This window comes from Saprospira grandis str. Lewin (assembly GCF_000250635.1).
Taxonomy (GTDB): domain Bacteria; phylum Bacteroidota; class Bacteroidia; order Chitinophagales; family Saprospiraceae; genus Saprospira; species Saprospira grandis.
In genome coordinates this window covers 2324801-2339474 of the sequence record NC_016940.1, presented here as the reverse complement: position 1 = coordinate 2339474, position 14674 = coordinate 2324801, and the positions used below count along the sequence as shown (strand labels likewise).

The 14674-nt window shown below is 47.5% G+C and carries 12 protein-coding genes and 4 tRNA genes; 4 read left to right on the top strand and 12 right to left on the bottom strand.

What is annotated here, in order from left to right:
- Window positions 1-6: 6 nt before the first annotated feature.
- From SGRA_RS10440 to panC, 10 genes are all read right to left on the bottom strand, one after another.
- Window positions 7-81, bottom strand: a tRNA-Thr gene (locus tag SGRA_RS10440).
- Window positions 82-129: 48 nt separating this feature from the next.
- Window positions 130-202: transfer RNA gene (locus SGRA_RS10435), tRNA-Gly, on the bottom strand.
- 27 nt (window positions 203-229) lie between these two features.
- A tRNA-Tyr gene (locus SGRA_RS10430) sits at window positions 230-312 on the bottom strand.
- Window positions 313-331: 19 nt separating this feature from the next.
- A tRNA-Thr gene (locus SGRA_RS10425) sits at window positions 332-408 on the bottom strand.
- A 166-nt stretch (window positions 409-574) separates the two neighbouring features.
- Window positions 575-877: a ribosome hibernation-promoting factor, HPF/YfiA family gene (gene hpf / locus SGRA_RS10420; protein WP_015692646.1), complete on the bottom strand. Its 303-nt coding sequence runs from the start codon at window positions 875-877 to the stop codon at window positions 575-577.
- 413 nt (window positions 878-1290) lie between these two features.
- Window positions 1291-2094 carry a 3-deoxy-8-phosphooctulonate synthase gene (gene kdsA, locus SGRA_RS10410; protein WP_015692644.1) on the bottom strand — a complete coding sequence of 268 codons (804 nt, stop codon included), beginning with the start codon at window positions 2092-2094 and terminating at the stop codon, window positions 1291-1293.
- 12 nt (window positions 2095-2106) lie between these two features.
- A complete protein-coding gene (gene asnB, locus SGRA_RS10405) occupies window positions 2107-4014 on the bottom strand; it encodes an asparagine synthase (glutamine-hydrolyzing) (RefSeq protein ID WP_015692643.1) in 1908 nt (635 codons plus the stop codon).
- Between the two features lie 431 nt (window positions 4015-4445).
- Window positions 4446-4838 carry a hypothetical protein gene (locus SGRA_RS10400; protein ID WP_015692641.1) on the bottom strand — a complete coding sequence of 131 codons (393 nt, stop codon included), beginning with the start codon at window positions 4836-4838 and terminating at the stop codon, window positions 4446-4448.
- 12 nt (window positions 4839-4850) lie between these two features.
- A complete protein-coding gene (locus tag SGRA_RS10395) occupies window positions 4851-5480 on the bottom strand; it encodes an inorganic pyrophosphatase (protein ID WP_015692640.1) in 630 nt (209 codons plus the stop codon).
- A 44-nt stretch (window positions 5481-5524) separates the two neighbouring features.
- On the bottom strand, window positions 5525-6379 hold the full coding sequence (gene panC / locus SGRA_RS10390; protein WP_015692639.1) for a pantoate--beta-alanine ligase: 855 nt from the start codon (window positions 6377-6379) through the stop codon (window positions 5525-5527).
- 164 nt (window positions 6380-6543) lie between these two features.
- Here panC and SGRA_RS10385 point away from each other — a divergent pair, with 164 nt between their 5' ends.
- From SGRA_RS10385 to SGRA_RS10370, 4 genes are all read left to right on the top strand, one after another.
- A complete protein-coding gene (locus tag SGRA_RS10385; protein ID WP_015692638.1) occupies window positions 6544-7359 on the top strand; it encodes a glycogen/starch synthase in 816 nt (271 codons plus the stop codon).
- A 427-nt stretch (window positions 7360-7786) separates the two neighbouring features.
- Window positions 7787-9076 (top strand): DUF4270 family protein, encoded by a 1290-nt coding sequence (locus tag SGRA_RS10380; protein ID WP_015692637.1) that lies wholly within the window; start codon window positions 7787-7789, stop codon window positions 9074-9076.
- 3 nt (window positions 9077-9079) lie between these two features.
- Entirely contained in the window at window positions 9080-10936 is a 1857-nt protein-coding gene (glmS, locus tag SGRA_RS10375; RefSeq protein ID WP_015692636.1) for a glutamine--fructose-6-phosphate transaminase (isomerizing), read from the top strand.
- A 237-nt stretch (window positions 10937-11173) separates the two neighbouring features.
- Window positions 11174-11803 carry a DUF4290 domain-containing protein gene (locus SGRA_RS10370; protein ID WP_148268325.1) on the top strand — a complete coding sequence of 210 codons (630 nt, stop codon included), beginning with the start codon at window positions 11174-11176 and terminating at the stop codon, window positions 11801-11803.
- A 247-nt stretch (window positions 11804-12050) separates the two neighbouring features.
- Here SGRA_RS10370 and SGRA_RS10365 read toward each other — a convergent pair whose 3' ends face one another.
- A complete protein-coding gene (locus SGRA_RS10365; protein WP_041329619.1) occupies window positions 12051-13943 on the bottom strand; it encodes an N-6 DNA methylase family protein in 1893 nt (630 codons plus the stop codon).
- Entirely contained in the window at window positions 13933-14469 is a 537-nt protein-coding gene (locus tag SGRA_RS10360; RefSeq protein WP_015692633.1) for a DUF1697 domain-containing protein, read from the bottom strand. Before SGRA_RS10360 ends, SGRA_RS10365 begins: the two co-directional genes overlap by 11 nt.
- Between the last annotated feature and the right edge of the window lie 205 nt (window positions 14470-14674).

The window sequence follows — 14674 nt, the reverse complement described above, 5'->3', positions numbered from 1 at the left end:
CAAGACTGGAGCCAACGATGAGATTTGAACTCACGACCTCTTCCTTACCAAGGAAGTGCTCTACCCCTGAGCTACGTTGGCTTGTCATAAAAAAGACAAAAAGGGAACTAACTCCCTTTTCGTCTGTAGAGCGGGAGACGAGACTCGAACCCGCGACCGTTAGCTTGGAAGGCTAATGCTCTACCAACTGAGCTACTCCCGCTTGATACTGTGTAATCATTAAAATCTGTGGGGATGGAGGGACTCGAACCCCCTCAGCTATAAGCAACAGATTTACAGTCTGCCCCGACTCTCCAACTTCGGCGCATCCCCAAACATCTTGAAAAGAAAGTGGAGCCGGCAGAGGGATTCGAACCCACGACCCCGAGATTACAAATCACGTGCTCTGGCCAACTGAGCTATGCCGGCTTCTTTTCGAGATGCAAATATAAGTTAAAAAAACTTAAGTATCAAAATTTATCAAGAAACTTTTTTTCTTGTCGCTTTTTTAAAGCAGCACTTCCTCAGAAGCGCATGCAAATATAGCAGCTATTTTTGTAATTCAAAACTTTTTGTAAAAAAAAGTCAAGTTTTTTTAGTGGCGGTCCAAAACCTTGCCTTTATACTTCAATAACTGACGCCTTAGCGATTCGGCGCACAAATCTACAGCTTCTTCAAAACTTTTGCAAGTTTCTTTAGCTAAAAGTACATTTCCAGGGACATTTAATTTAATCTCTACAACTTTATCCTGGATTTGCCCCGTTTTCTCGAGCTTCATGATTACATCAGCACTAACAATACGGTCCAAAAACGTACTCAACTTGCCTACCTTCTTGTCAATAAAGTCTAACAACTTGACGTCTGCATCAAAGTGAATTGATTGCGTTCTGATATCCATAGGCGTTTCTATTTTCAAAGTTTATAATGAAAAAGCTAGCTCCCTTGTGAAACCAACTTCTTTTGCTTCCTTTTACGGCCTTTCGGCTATTGAAAGTTGCAAATTCAATCAGGATTTTCCAAATTTTACTCTCTTTATTTTAACAATAAATTTCCCTTTAGTTTACTTAATCGCTTTAGCCGCTTATTATCAGCCTATTATAATTTTAGCTGCGGCTACTGGCTTTCTTTGCGTTTTGCAGCCGCAGGCCTAGCGATGTGCAGCAGTGCCGCGCAGCGGCAGACCAAGGCCGTCAGGCCGCAGGGCCGAGCAGACCTGCGAGCTGCGAAACGTAGCGCCGACGAGCGTAGCGAGGCGGAGGCCCCAAAGTAAAAAAGAGGAGCATTTGCCCCTCTCCTACCCCATTATATATATTAGAACGTCTGTACCAACTGATGCAAAGCCAAAAGTTGCTGCAAAAGGGTTTCTAGCTCGGCCAGCGGGACCATATTGGGCCCATCAGAGAGGGCTTGGCTAGGATTGGGATGGGTTTCGATGAAAAAAGCGCCAACCCCAATAGCGGCAGCCGCCTTGGCCATATAGGGGGCATAAGCGCCATTTCCGCCGCTTTTGCCATTGGCTGCGCCGGGTTTTTGGACCGAATGGGTGGCATCCATGACCACAGGATAGCCCAACTCTTGCATTTCTAAAATGCCCGTATAATCGACCACCAAATTATTGTAGCCAAAAGAGGTTCCTCGCTCCGTTAGCAACAACTGTTTGTTGCCAGCCGCCTCTAGTTTGCCGAGCACATGTTTCATATCGGGGCCAGAAAGAAATTGGGCCTTTTTGACATTGACAATTTTATTGGTTTTGGCGGCGGCCACCAACAAATCGGTTTGGCGGCAAAGAAAAGCGGGAATCTGCAAAATGTCGAGCACCTCAGCAGCGGGAGCCGCCTGGCTAGGCAAATGAATATCGCTCAAAATGGGCAAGCCAAACTCTTCTTTGATTTCGGCCAGCATTTGCAAGCCTTTTTCTAGACCAGGGCCCCGAAAAGAGCCGATTGAGCTGCGGTTGGCCTTATCGAAGGAAGCCTTAAAGACAATTTGTACGGGATATTTCTCTTGCAAGCGAACCAACTCTTGGGCCACTTCCTGCAATAATTCTTTAGATTCGATCACGCAAGGGCCTGCAATCAAGAGCAAGCGCTCGCCAATTTTATGATAATCAATCATTGTAATAATAATTTAGAACCAGCGCTTGTACCACTGCCGAAGCACATACAAGAACCAGATGAAATGAGGGTTGATATAAGCTTTGCGGTCTAAAAACTGCCGCAACATATCTTCTAAGACCGTTTGTTGCAGCCCAAAGCAATCGGCAAAGGCCTTATCTTGGGCCAAAGCTTCTAAGTCTGGGCGGAGCAAGCCCCGCAGCCATTGCTCAATGGGGATTGAAAATCCCTGCTTGGGGCGTTCAATTAAGTCTTTGGGGACATAATCATACAGCAGCTGCCGCAACAAATATTTGCCTTGGCCCGAGCGAATTTTGAGCTCATCGGGCAAAGAAAGCGCAAAATCGAGCAGTTGATGGTCCAATAAGGGCTCTCGGCCCTCCAAAGCGACGGCCATCGTGGCCCGATCCACCTTAACCATAATATCGCCTTCTAGATAAGTGAGCAAATCTAAACTGCCCAAATACCCAATATATCGCCCCGCTTTGGGCTTGAGCTCGCCTTGATAGCGAGGCGTGGGGGATCCAAATAAAGCCTGATGCTTTTGGGGCGAAATATAAGAGGAAGACTGATGGAAAAAAGCCTCTTGGTCCTTGGCGCCCAAAGCAGCCACCAATTTCGGCCATTTGTTGCTAATATTTTTATAGCCTTTGAGAATGGGCAATTTACTGGCATTCCGCTCTAACCAAAAGGGATTAATTTGGCCCATTAATGCAGCTGCCAAGGGGCGAAGGGGCCCCAATTTCTTTATTTTCGGATAAAAACGTTGACAGACCTCATATTTAGTGTAGCCGCCAAAAAGTTCATCGCCACCATCGGCCGAAAGACTCACTTTGACCGATTGTTTGGCCATTTGAGCCACCAAATAAGTAGGAATGCCAGAGCTATCGCCAAAAGGCTCGTCATATAGTTCGGCCCAATTGGGAATCAGCTGCTCAAAATCTTCTGGTCCACAATAAAGCTCCTCATGCTGGCTACCAATATGCTCCGCCACGGCCTTGGCCTGATTGGCCTCATTATATTCTTTGTCCTTAAACCCAATGGTAAAAGTGCGCAGCTGTTGGGCCGATTGATCTTGTAGCAAAGCCGCCACAATCGAAGAATCTACTCCCCCCGACAAAAATACGCCCACGGGCACATCAGCCACCATCCGCAAGGCAAAAGATTTTCGCAACTCTTTCTCCAAAGCCGACTTGAGTTCCGCTTCTGAGGCATCTGGAATTTCTGCAGCTGCATAACGTTCCGCCAAAGACCAATAGGGATAAGTTTTCAGCTCGCCCTTTTGGTTGAGCTTGAGAAAATGTCCCCCTTTTAGCTTTTGGCAGCCCTTAAAAATGCAATAGGGCGCTGGAATATAGCCCTGCTGCAAATAAAGCGAAACCGCCTGAGGCGAAATTTCTTTGCGAAAACGAGGATGTTGATGGAAAGCTTTGAGCTCCGAGGCAAACAAAAAGAGCCCATCCTGATAATAATAGTAGAGCGGCTTTACGCCCAAACGATCTCGGCAAATTAATAGCTCCTTATTGGCCTTATCCCAAAGCGCAAAAGCAAACATACCATGAAAGCGATTGACGGCAGCCTCGCCCCATTCTTCTAGGGCCTGAAAAAGCACCTCCGTATCCGATTCTGTTTGAAAAGCACGGCCCAAAAGCTCCAGCTCCTTGCGGATCTCCTGATAATTATAAATTTCCCCATTAAAAATCAGGGCCTTCTCTTTATAATAAAGCGGTTGGTTGCCGGCGGGGCTCAAGTCAATAATGGACAAGCGGCGATGGCCTAGGGCCAGGCCCGTTTCCGCATCTAAAAAAGCGCCGCCATAATCGGGACCACCATGCTGCAGGCTATCTCGCATTTTTTGCAAAACCGCCTGAGGGTCATAAGTAGGGCTAGAAAAATCCCAAAATCCGCTAAGTCTACACATATATATAAGGGGCTATTTTTTTGGGGCTTCCCCTTCGGCCCTTTGGGCCTTCGGGTCGGGCTGTGTCGGGGCTCGCTATTCGCTCGGCCCTGCAGTTTTTTTCGCTTTGCTCAAAAAACTTGGGTCTGCGGCTTCGCCGCCCCCCTATCCATCCCTAAGCCTGCGGCGGCTTCGCCGCCTGTCTGACCTAAAATTGGTCCAAAACATGCTAAAATTGGGGTAACAAATAGCCTCTTTTAGTAAAAGAAAAGGCCGAGCGACTGTTGGCCTAGCGCTGCGCAGCCGTGGCCCGAAGGGCCAGACCAAAGCCGCCTTCGGCGGCTGCAGGGCCGAGCAGACTTGCGAGCGGCGCAGCATAGCGGCGGCCAAGCCAGGCAATGCCTGGCTTGGCCGCAGGCCCCAAATTCATCTTAAAAAGAGGCTAAAACAATTTAGAGGTCGATACCTTCTAGGAGGAACTGACCATCTTCACGGAGATGAACTTCAAACTCTCGGCCATCTTTGGCAGAAGTGAGTTCAAACTCAAAGCTGAGGTCGCCATTGCTATAGTGCACCCAAGTGCAGGCATCTACGCTATGGTCGGGATAAAGTTCTGCTAGCACATCACGTACTGATTTTGGTGCTTCTGGGCCTTCAATTTCGGTAAGAAGGTGGTGGCCCGTAACGGTAATTTCCACCTCATACTCATGGCCATTCAGTTCAAAATCGGCTTCATAGATTTTGCCGGGCACTTCCCAGCTCCATTCTACTTGGCAGAGGTCTACATTAGGGTAAAGGCCTCTAAAAACGCGAAGGATATCATTTGGAACAAAAAAATCTTGCATAATCGATTAATTTTAGGCCATTTCTTTTTGGCCATAATGCGTGAGATAATCTTTTTGGCCGGCGGTAATCACCTCAAAAGCTTCTTCTTGGCCATATTCCTGAGTAATTTCCACCTTAGGGGCTTGTTTGCCCAGGGTATCGGGATGCTCCTTATAGGTAAGGAAATAATGTTTGATGCGTTTGATGAGTTTTTCGGGCAGATCGCTCATCTCCTGAATATCGCCATAAGTAGAGTCGCCTTTCAGGACTGCAACAATTTTGTCATCGGCTTCGCCGCCATCAATCATGCGGAAACCGCCTACGGGAATCGCTTCTAGGAGGAGGTCGCCATGCGGGACTTTGCGGTCGGTGAGGACCACAATATCGATAGGATCGCCATCGCCTTCAATATTGCTTAGGCCAGATTGCTTCATGCAATAATTGGCGCAAGCCTCGGCAGAATAAGTTTGAGGAATAAAGCCGTAGAGGGCGGGCAGAATATTAGAAAACTTATTGGGGCGGTCGATCATGAGATAGCCGCTTTCCTTATCTACTTCATACTTCATTTCGTCTCCGGGTACTACTTCGATAAAGCAGGTCACCAATTCGGGAGCTTTCTTACCGGCAGAGATGCCGTGCCATGGGTGGGCTTTGTATTTCATTTTCTCTATAAGTTATAATAATTGCTTTGTGGCTGGGCCACAAATTAAATTTTCTTCAGAATTTGGTTATCGAGCAGGCGCACACCGTCAATACGGATAGTAGCGCAGGCGACCGCAAAGTTAGTATTTTCTAGGGACTTTAGGGGCTGCAAATTATAGCCATCTACAATTTCGAAGTAGTCAATTTCTTGGATCCCTGCTGCTTGCAAGCTTTTTTGGGCTTGTTCGACTAAGTTTTTGGCCTGAGGTTCCTTTTCGCTAGCGGATTGCATAGCTTGTAGAGATTGGTAGAGAGCGGGGGCCAGGGCACGGCCTTGGGGGCTGAGGCGCACATTTCGGGAGCTCATAGCCAGGCCATCTTTTTCGCGGACGATTGGAGCGCAGTGCAGCTCTACGGGCAGCTCTAATTCTCTAATCATCTTGCCCACGATAGCATACTGTTGAAAATCCTTTTGGCCCATATAAAGGGCTTTGGGTTGGCAGAGTTCTAGGAGGCGGTAGACCACCTCTACCACCCCTTTGAAGTGGCCGGGGCGATGGGCCCCTTCCATGGGAAGGTCTAGGCCATCTAGGGGCACCACTGGGGCTGTCCAATTAGTGGGGTAGACCTCTTTTACGGGAGGTAAAAAAAGCAGGTCGCAACCTATGGCTTCTAGGGCGGCAATATCTTTTTCTATGGGGCGGGGGTAGGCGTCTAGGTCTTTGGGGTCATTAAATTGGGTGGGATTAACAAAGATAGAGCAGAGGGCTAGGCCCTGTTCTTCTTTGGCCTGTTGGAGGAGGCTAAGGTGGCCCTGATGCAGGGCGCCCATAGTGGGCACAAAGCCCCAACTTTTGTTGGCGGCCTTCCAATTGTTTAGAGCTGCTTGCAAGGCAGATCGACTTTTACAAACCAGCATAATTTTCTTGCTTAAAAAACCTACAAACTCCTATGTACAAAGCGCTTGACCGATAGGAATCTGCCAATAAATTCGGAAAAGTCGGTTTTTTTTTGTAATTTTGCAAACGCTTTGAAGTTCGATTTCAAAGAAAATTTTCTTTTAACTATATACATATAAGGTCTATGGCTGATAAAAAAAGAATCTTGGTTGTGAGCCAGGCGTTCAAGCCCTACACAACTGCGTCGGAGATTGCGGAGATTGCTCGTCAGTACACTCAATACATTCAGGAGCAGGGTGCGGAATTGCGCATTTTGATGCCTCGATATGGATTGATCAACGAGCGTCGCCACCGTTTGCATGAGGTGGTCCGTCTCTCTGGTATGAACATTAACGTCAGTGATGAAGACTACCCTCTACTTATTAAAGTTGCCTCTTTGCCTGGTACACGTATGCAGGTATATTTTTTGGACAATGACGACTTTTTCAAGCGCAAGCAATTGTTCTTGGACAAGGACGAGCAGCCTTTTGAGGATAACATGAGCCGCATGACCTTCTTTTGCAAGGGGGTAATTGAAACGGTTAAGAAATTTGGTTGGGCACCTGACCTAATTCATTGCCATGGCTGGATGAGCAGTTTATTGCCTGCTTACCTCAAGAATCATTATAAGAACGAGCCTATTTTCCAAGATAGCCAGTTGGTTTACTCTGCTTATCCTGTAGAGGAGAAAGTACAGACGGCTTTGGCTGGGCAGTTTGCTCAGGTAGCTACAGAAAACCAATTGAGTGAAGAAGAGCAGGCCGCTTATATGCCTGAGGGGCAATTGGACCTCAATGCTGGGGCGATTGCCTATGCCGATGCCTTTACGGCGCCGGAGGAGATGATGCAAAAGAGTGATAAATCGAGCTTTTGCTGTGGGGTAGAAAAAGATGCAGAGGCATGGAGCAAGCAATGGGATTTTTTCCAGGAATTGCTTAAGCCTGTAGAAGAAAACGCCTAGTCGTTTGCCAAGACTCTAATTTATTTGGAGCAATAAAAAGCGCTTATCAATTTATTGATGAGCGCTTTTTTTGTTTTTGGCCCCACACTTTTGGCCTAAGGGGCGTTGCTAAGGGAGAGCTCCCCTTTTGGCGGCCTACAGGCGGCGAAGCCGCCGCAGGCTTAGGGATGGATAGCAGTGGCCCGCAGGGCCAGACCGAGGCGCTTTGCGCCGAAGGGCCGAGCGAAGAGCGAGCTGCGACACAGCCCGGCCCGACCGCAGGGAGGGAAAGCCCCTAAAAATCAAGCTATTGATCTCAATAAGCCGCCCAGTTATATAAAAGCTAGAGAAAGCTAAATACTATTTTGTACCTTTGTGACCGCTTAGCGGCCTTGGCCTCTCTAGCATTGAATCACCGCCCGATATGGGCCTTGTAGTCTAAACGTTTATGCAAATTAGAACCCTCTTTTTTTGGAGCAGCCTTTTTTTTCTGGCTGCTTGTAGCAAACCTAGCGAATTAGGTCTTTCTTTAGTAGAGCAAGACCCTGCCAATATTATTTATACCGACAGTTTGAGTCTGGATCTACAAACGGTATTGACCGATCCGCTTACGAGCTCGGCTCGGACGCGTTGGATTTGTGGCAGTTATCTGGACCCTATTTTTGGTAAAACGGAGGCTGGGCTTTATGCCAACTTTCGCTTGACCAGTAGTAATGCCAGTTTTCCCAATGCTAGTTTTGATTCTTTGGTGTTGAGTTTGGCCTATGATTCGGTAGGGCATTATGGTGGAAACATTAGCCAGTTGGGGGTTCAGGAATGGCAGGTTTATCGTTTGACAGAAGACATTGACCCCGATGAAGACTATAGCGCTGATACTGAATTTTTGACGGGCGATTTGTTGGCTGACTTTAGCTTTATTCCCAAGGTGAATGAGTCCGTGAGTGTAGATGATGCGGCCCTTGACCCTCAGTTGCGCATTCGCTTGGCCGATTCTTTGGGCCAATACCTCATGCAGCCCGATTCTGCTATTTATAGTAGTAATAGTGTTTTTAAAGAAGCCTTTAAGGGGGTGTATATTCGTCCAAAAACCAATGGACAGCAATCGGCTATTCTGCGTTTCTTATCAGAGAGTGCCTATTCTAAGCTGACGCTTTATTATACAGATTCTGCGGGGGTGGCCCAAAGCTACGACTACTTGATGGATGATGATGCCGAATCTGTTTTGAACATTAGCCATGATTATAGCAATACGACTGTACTTCAAAATAATAGCAGTGACAGCATCGTTTACCTTCAGGGAATGAACGGTCTAGGTGTTCGCCTAGCCTTTCCGCATCTGGCTAACTTAGGCGCTATTATTGTGAATAAAGCGGAACTAGTCATTCAACTAGCCGAAGAGCAGGACCGAAATTTTCCCGCCCCAGATCAACTTTTTTGTTTAGAGAAAACGAGTACTGATGGTTACCTATTGATTGATGATGTGACCAGTTCTGTCAATCTTAACCCAAGCGACCCTTTCCGCCTCTTTGGTGGATTGTTGAGCTATGATGGAGATCAAGCCTATTTTGCCATGAATTTATCTGAATACCTGCAACGCCTAGTTGATCAGGAAACAGAGGAGGCAGCACTTTATATTCAAACGGCTGCTATTACGGATACCGAGCGTATGCGTATTGGAAATGGGCAGGCGAGTAGCCTTCAGGCCAAACTCTTCTTAACCTACACCAAAATCGATTAAATTATGTGTGGAATTGTTGCCTACATTGGAGAGCGTCAGGCTTTCCCTATCCTTATTAAAGGGCTTCAGCGCCTAGAGTACCGTGGCTATGATAGTGCCGGCGTGGCACTTTTTAATCCTGCCGAGGGGGAAACAGAGATTAAGGTTTATAAACGGCAGGGAAAGGTCAAGGAATTGCTTGATTTTTCTACCGGAAAAAGCACCCAAGCCAATATTGGTATTGGACATACTCGCTGGGCAACGCATGGCGCACCCAACCACATCAATGCGCACCCTCATATTTCGGGCAACAAGCAACTGGCTATTATTCATAATGGAATTATCGAAAACTACGATAGCCTTCGGATGGCCCTAGAAAAAGAAGGGCATGAGTTTGAGTCGGAAACCGATACAGAGGTCTTGATTCATCTCATTGAAGAGATTCAGAAAAAAGAGGCCGTTTCTATTGAAGAGGCCGTAAGAATGTCGCTTAGCCGAGTCATTGGCGCTTATGCGATTGTGATTATTGATAAAACAGCTCCCGACCGCATTATTGCCGCCCGAAAAGGTAGCCCGATGGTGCTCGGCTTGGGCGAATCTGGCGAGTTTTTTATCGCCTCTGATGCGTCTCCAATTGTAGAGTATACCAAGAATGTGGTTTATCTCAATGATGAGGAAATCCTAATTGCTCGCGATAATGGCGAGTTTGTGATTAAAAACATTGGCGATGAGATCCAAACGCCTTTTATCCAATATCTCGAAATGGAAATTGACACCATCGAGAAGGGCGGTTTTGACCACTATATGCTCAAAGAGATTTACCAACAACCCAAAACTATTGCCGATGCTATGCGTGGGCGCATCAATGCCAAACAAGGCATTATTACTTTGGGGGGAATCAATGAGTTTGAAAACCGCTTTTTGAATGCCGATCGCATTATTATTGCCGCCTGTGGCACCTCTTGGATTGCCGGCCTGATTGGCGAACACCTTTTTGAAGACCTAGCTCGTATTCCTACAGAAGTAGAATACGCTTCGGAGTTCCGCTACCGTAACCCGATTATCAAAAATAATGATATCGTTTTGGCCATCTCTCAATCTGGAGAAACCGCCGATACCATTGCCGCTCTAGAATTGGCCCGCGACCGCGATGCCCTGCTCTACGGTATTTGCAATGTGGTGGGCTCCTCTATTGCCCGAATGACGGATGCTGGCTCTTATATTCATGCTGGTCCAGAAATTGGCGTGGCTTCTACCAAGGCCTTTACGGGCCAATTGGTGCTGCTTACTTTGATGGCCCTACAGCTAGCCCGCAAAAAGGGCACCATCTCTAGCTCTTACTTTTTCCAGCTCCTCAATGAGCTAGAAAATATTCCTGCAAAAGTGGAAAGCCTGCTGCAAAATGACGCCAAAATCAAGTATGTGGCCCAGGAAATTAAGGATGCCAATAATGCCCTCTACCTAGGCCGTGGCTATAATTTCCCCGTGGCCCTAGAAGGCGCACTCAAACTCAAAGAAATTTCTTATATTCACGCAGAGGGCTATCCCGCAGCCGAAATGAAGCACGGTCCTATCGCCCTTATCGATGAAAATATGCCCGTGATCGTGGTGGCCTCCAATGATAGCACCCGCGAAAAGGTCATTAGCAATATTCAGGAAGTCAAGGCCCGCAAAGGGAAGGTCATCGCCATTATCAAGGAAGGCGATCAGGCCATTGAGAAATTGGTCGATTATGCCATCGAAATTCCAGATACCGAGGAGCCACTCTCTCCCCTACTTTCTGTTATCCCCTTGCAGTTGCTGGCTTATCATATTGCCATTTTGCGCGACTGTAATGTAGACCAGCCCCGTAATCTTGCCAAATCTGTTACTGTAGAATAGTCTCCTTTTTTGGGGCCTCCCGCAGCCCTTTTTTTTGGGGCTGCGGGCGCTACCTTTCGCAGCTCGCAGGTCTGCTCGGCCCTGCGGCGCCTTTGGCGCCTAGGTCTGCCGCCTGCGGCGGCCCTGCTACAGATCGCTAGTCCGTTCGGCCTAACGGCCGTGGCGGCTTCGCCGCCCCATACTACCGCAAAGGACCAATTTGGCCCCTTGCATTCCTTTGTACACAGAACACTATTTATGCAACATCCATCTACTTATCATACTGAAAAAGAGCCCATTCTCGTGCGTGAGTTTGGCCGAAATATGCAAGCCATGATTCTTCATACCAAAGCCATTGAAGATGCAGAAGAACGACAGGCCGCTATAGAACATATTGTCAAGTTGATTACCAATATGTATCCCGACCCACAAAGAAGCACCGAAGATTACCGCATCAAAATTTGGTCGCATATTTTGCAAATTTGCAATTATGAGCTAGAGGTTGATATTCCCGAGGAGGTCCCTCGCAAAAAGGAAAAAATCAAGCCCGATGCTATCCCCTACCCCGAAAACAATCTCCGTTATCGCCAATATGGCCGGGGCATTCCGCAGATGATTGAGAAAGCAATTGCCATGGAGGATGAGGATAAAAAGGCTGATTTTACTCGTATCATTGCCGCCTTTATGAAGCAGGCCTATAATAAATTTAATCAGGGGCATGCCACCAATGAGCTCATTGCCGATGAGCTGCATCGTTTGAGCAAAGGAGAGCTAAGCATTTCGCCCAAGGTCTACTTAGACTTTCTCAAGCCTAAATATCGACGCAACAATTATTATAAGAAGAATAATAATTACCAAAAAAAGCGGCAGTATAACAACCGCCGTTAGGGCAAAGCAAAAGGGCCTCGCTAGATATAGCGAGGCCCTTTTTTAGGTCCTACAGGCGGCAAAGCCGCCGCAGGCTGAGGGATGGACAGCAGGGCCGCCGAAGGCGGCAGACCAAAGCGGCGCAGCCGCTGCAGGGCCGAGCAGACCTGCGAGCTGCGACAACCAGCCCCTAAAGGGGCGCCAGTTCGACGACCAACGGGAGTATCCAGCCCGACCCGCCTAAAAGGCGGGGCAGCCCCAAAAAAGCTTAAAGATCTTCTCCGCCCATAGTTTTCCAGAGGACTTCTGTTTCTAGATCGTCTAGGCCGTACATTTTGGCGGTGAGTACATGTAGTTCCCAGCGGCCTTCATTGCCTTCCACCTGCCAATCGTGCAGATTTTCTAGGGCTGGGCTATACTCCTTAAAGGCTTGCGGGATTGGAAAATGCTCAATTTGGCGGCGCAAAACCTTGATGGAATTAAAGAGTCGTTGATAGAGAAAGCTAGCCACAGGCGAGTTGAGAAAGGCGCAAAGGGCCTTAATAGACAGCCTGCGGTCGGGCACAATAAAATTGATACTATTGAGCAGCAAGCTGCCTTTAAAATCGGCCACTACCTTAAGTTCTTTAGAAATAAAGCGGTAGCAAATTTTGGGTTGGCGATAGAGCTGCAGAGGGGCCACCTGTTGTAGTTTTGCGGGTTCAAATCGGATGAACTTGCGGGGGGCATCAAAGGCGAAGGGTTGTAACTCTTTGCCCGTATAAATAGGTTCTAGGCCTGGGGCCGGTTCATTTTTGAGGTGCGCCTTATTATTTCCGGTAACGATACCGAGGCCAAAAGTGCTATCGCCTTGGGCCAGGGTAAAAGAAGGGCGGTCCAGAATCTTTTGAAGAATTTGGAGTTCGGCCTTAGTTTCTAGGGCTGGGGGGCGGAAATAATTTTGGGCCAATAGCTCAAAGGGGATTTCCATAGACTGGCCCTCTCTTTCGAGTTGGAGTTGGCGTTTTCCTCTTTGGAGTTCTAGTCGAATCACGCTAGACATCACCCCTTTAAAGGCTTTTCCAAAAAAGCGGATAGCAATTTTGTATTGGCGTTCAAAGAGAATTTCTCGGATGCCTTTGTGGGCATCTACATAGAGTAGGGACTCGGGCAGGATAAAAATCAGGCGGCTATTTTGGCGGCTACCGGTTTGGCTGCCTCTTTTGAGTTTGCCTAAGGCATTGAAGACTGCGATACTGAACGACTCTGGGCTTTTGAGTTCGGGATAGGTTTTGCGTAACTCCTTCTTGCGTTTTTTGTCCAATTTGGCGCCCCAGGGAGGATTCGTAATAATATAATCGAATCGTTCTTGGGGTTGTTCCTCTAGCACATCCATTACTTCGGTATGGACCAGCTCGTCGATACGTTGAAAAAAGAGGGCAAAATTGACCTTAGCGATGCGGAGAGCGAGGCTATCTACATCTCGGAGGTGAATAAGAGAGGGAGCGTGTGCACGGTCCAAGACATGGAGTAAAATAGTTCCGGTTCCGCTACAGGGGTCGAGCACAGAAGCGGTAGCGGGCAGTACAATATCCTCGACCAATTCGGCGGGGGTAAAGAAAGCGCCCAGCTTAGCTTTTTCGCTCAGGCTGCGCATAGATTCGTAGATCACCCCCATAAAATCGGGTTCTTTTTCGGGCACAGTTAGGCCGAGCAGATCTCTTTGGAGGGGTTCTAAATCTTGGGGTAGGCCTTGTTCATCTAGCCAAGTTTGCAGGAAGAGCGTAAACTCATCTGAGCTAGAGCTGAGTTGGCTATTGGCCCAATCCATTTTAATGAGTTGAGCATCATCAAGGGCCTTAATAGAGAGGCAACACATGAGTGCATCTACCGAAAGCTGGTGGCGTTCGGAGAGTTGGAGTAGCCATTCGACCAAAAGCTTACTTTCGGCATAGCTTAGGGTTCCGGTTACGATTTGCAATTCATGTTTATGGCTGCGGTTCACTCTACTTTTCAGTTTGTTTGTGGCTTGTATCTGGCTCATGATATCCTCTATCGTTCTGGGGCTATATCCTTCTTGGCCTTTTTGGTAATCGGGTAGCAGGCCGGTTCTAATCCAGTTGCTAATGGTTGAGTTACAGACGCCAAGGGAAGAACTCAACTCTTGTTTGCTAATCAACATAGGTGCTTTTGGCTAAGGCGAGTAAATGTAGACAAGTTTTATAGTTGCGGCTACTACAGGGCATTTTTAGTTGTCGTTCCCAATAGTTGTTGGCTCGTTTTGAGCGGCCGTAGCCATTGGGGTAATAGAGAAATAACATTCCTTTTCGCCACTCCCATTTTTCTACTTCATCGCTGGGCTTTTGCTGGCCTTGATAATCAGCAGATTTGAGAAGACAAAGATAAGATTTTTCTAAGGCCTGCTCTTGAAATGGCCGATTTTCTATGGCAGAAATATAATCTTCTACGGTTCGGGCCAAGACCGTGGGAGCATCTTGCATTTTGCTTTGGAGCAATTTTTCTAGTTGGTCTTCTAATGCTTTGGGGGAGGTTGCTGTTGTTTTGAGCAAAACATTACCGGTTTGCAGGTAGCTTTTTACGGCTTGGTAGTCTCCGCTTTCGGCTAGCCAGCTTTGGAGCGACTTCATGGGCAATTTGCGTTTGCCGCCGACATTGATTCCTCTTAGAAAAACGATATAGCTCTTCAATTTATGCTAATTTATTAATTCTCAATCGATTAGGCAATTGACGTAACTTTTTTATTTTCAGTTAGTTAACTGCGGCTGGCAATATATTAATTGTTTTTTGATTCTACCTAATTTTTTTCTCCCTTTGCTCAAGTTTTCTATTTCGGCCAGGCGTTATTTGGCCCAGCGCTGCGGAGTGGGTGGCCGCAGGCCAGACCCAGCGGGC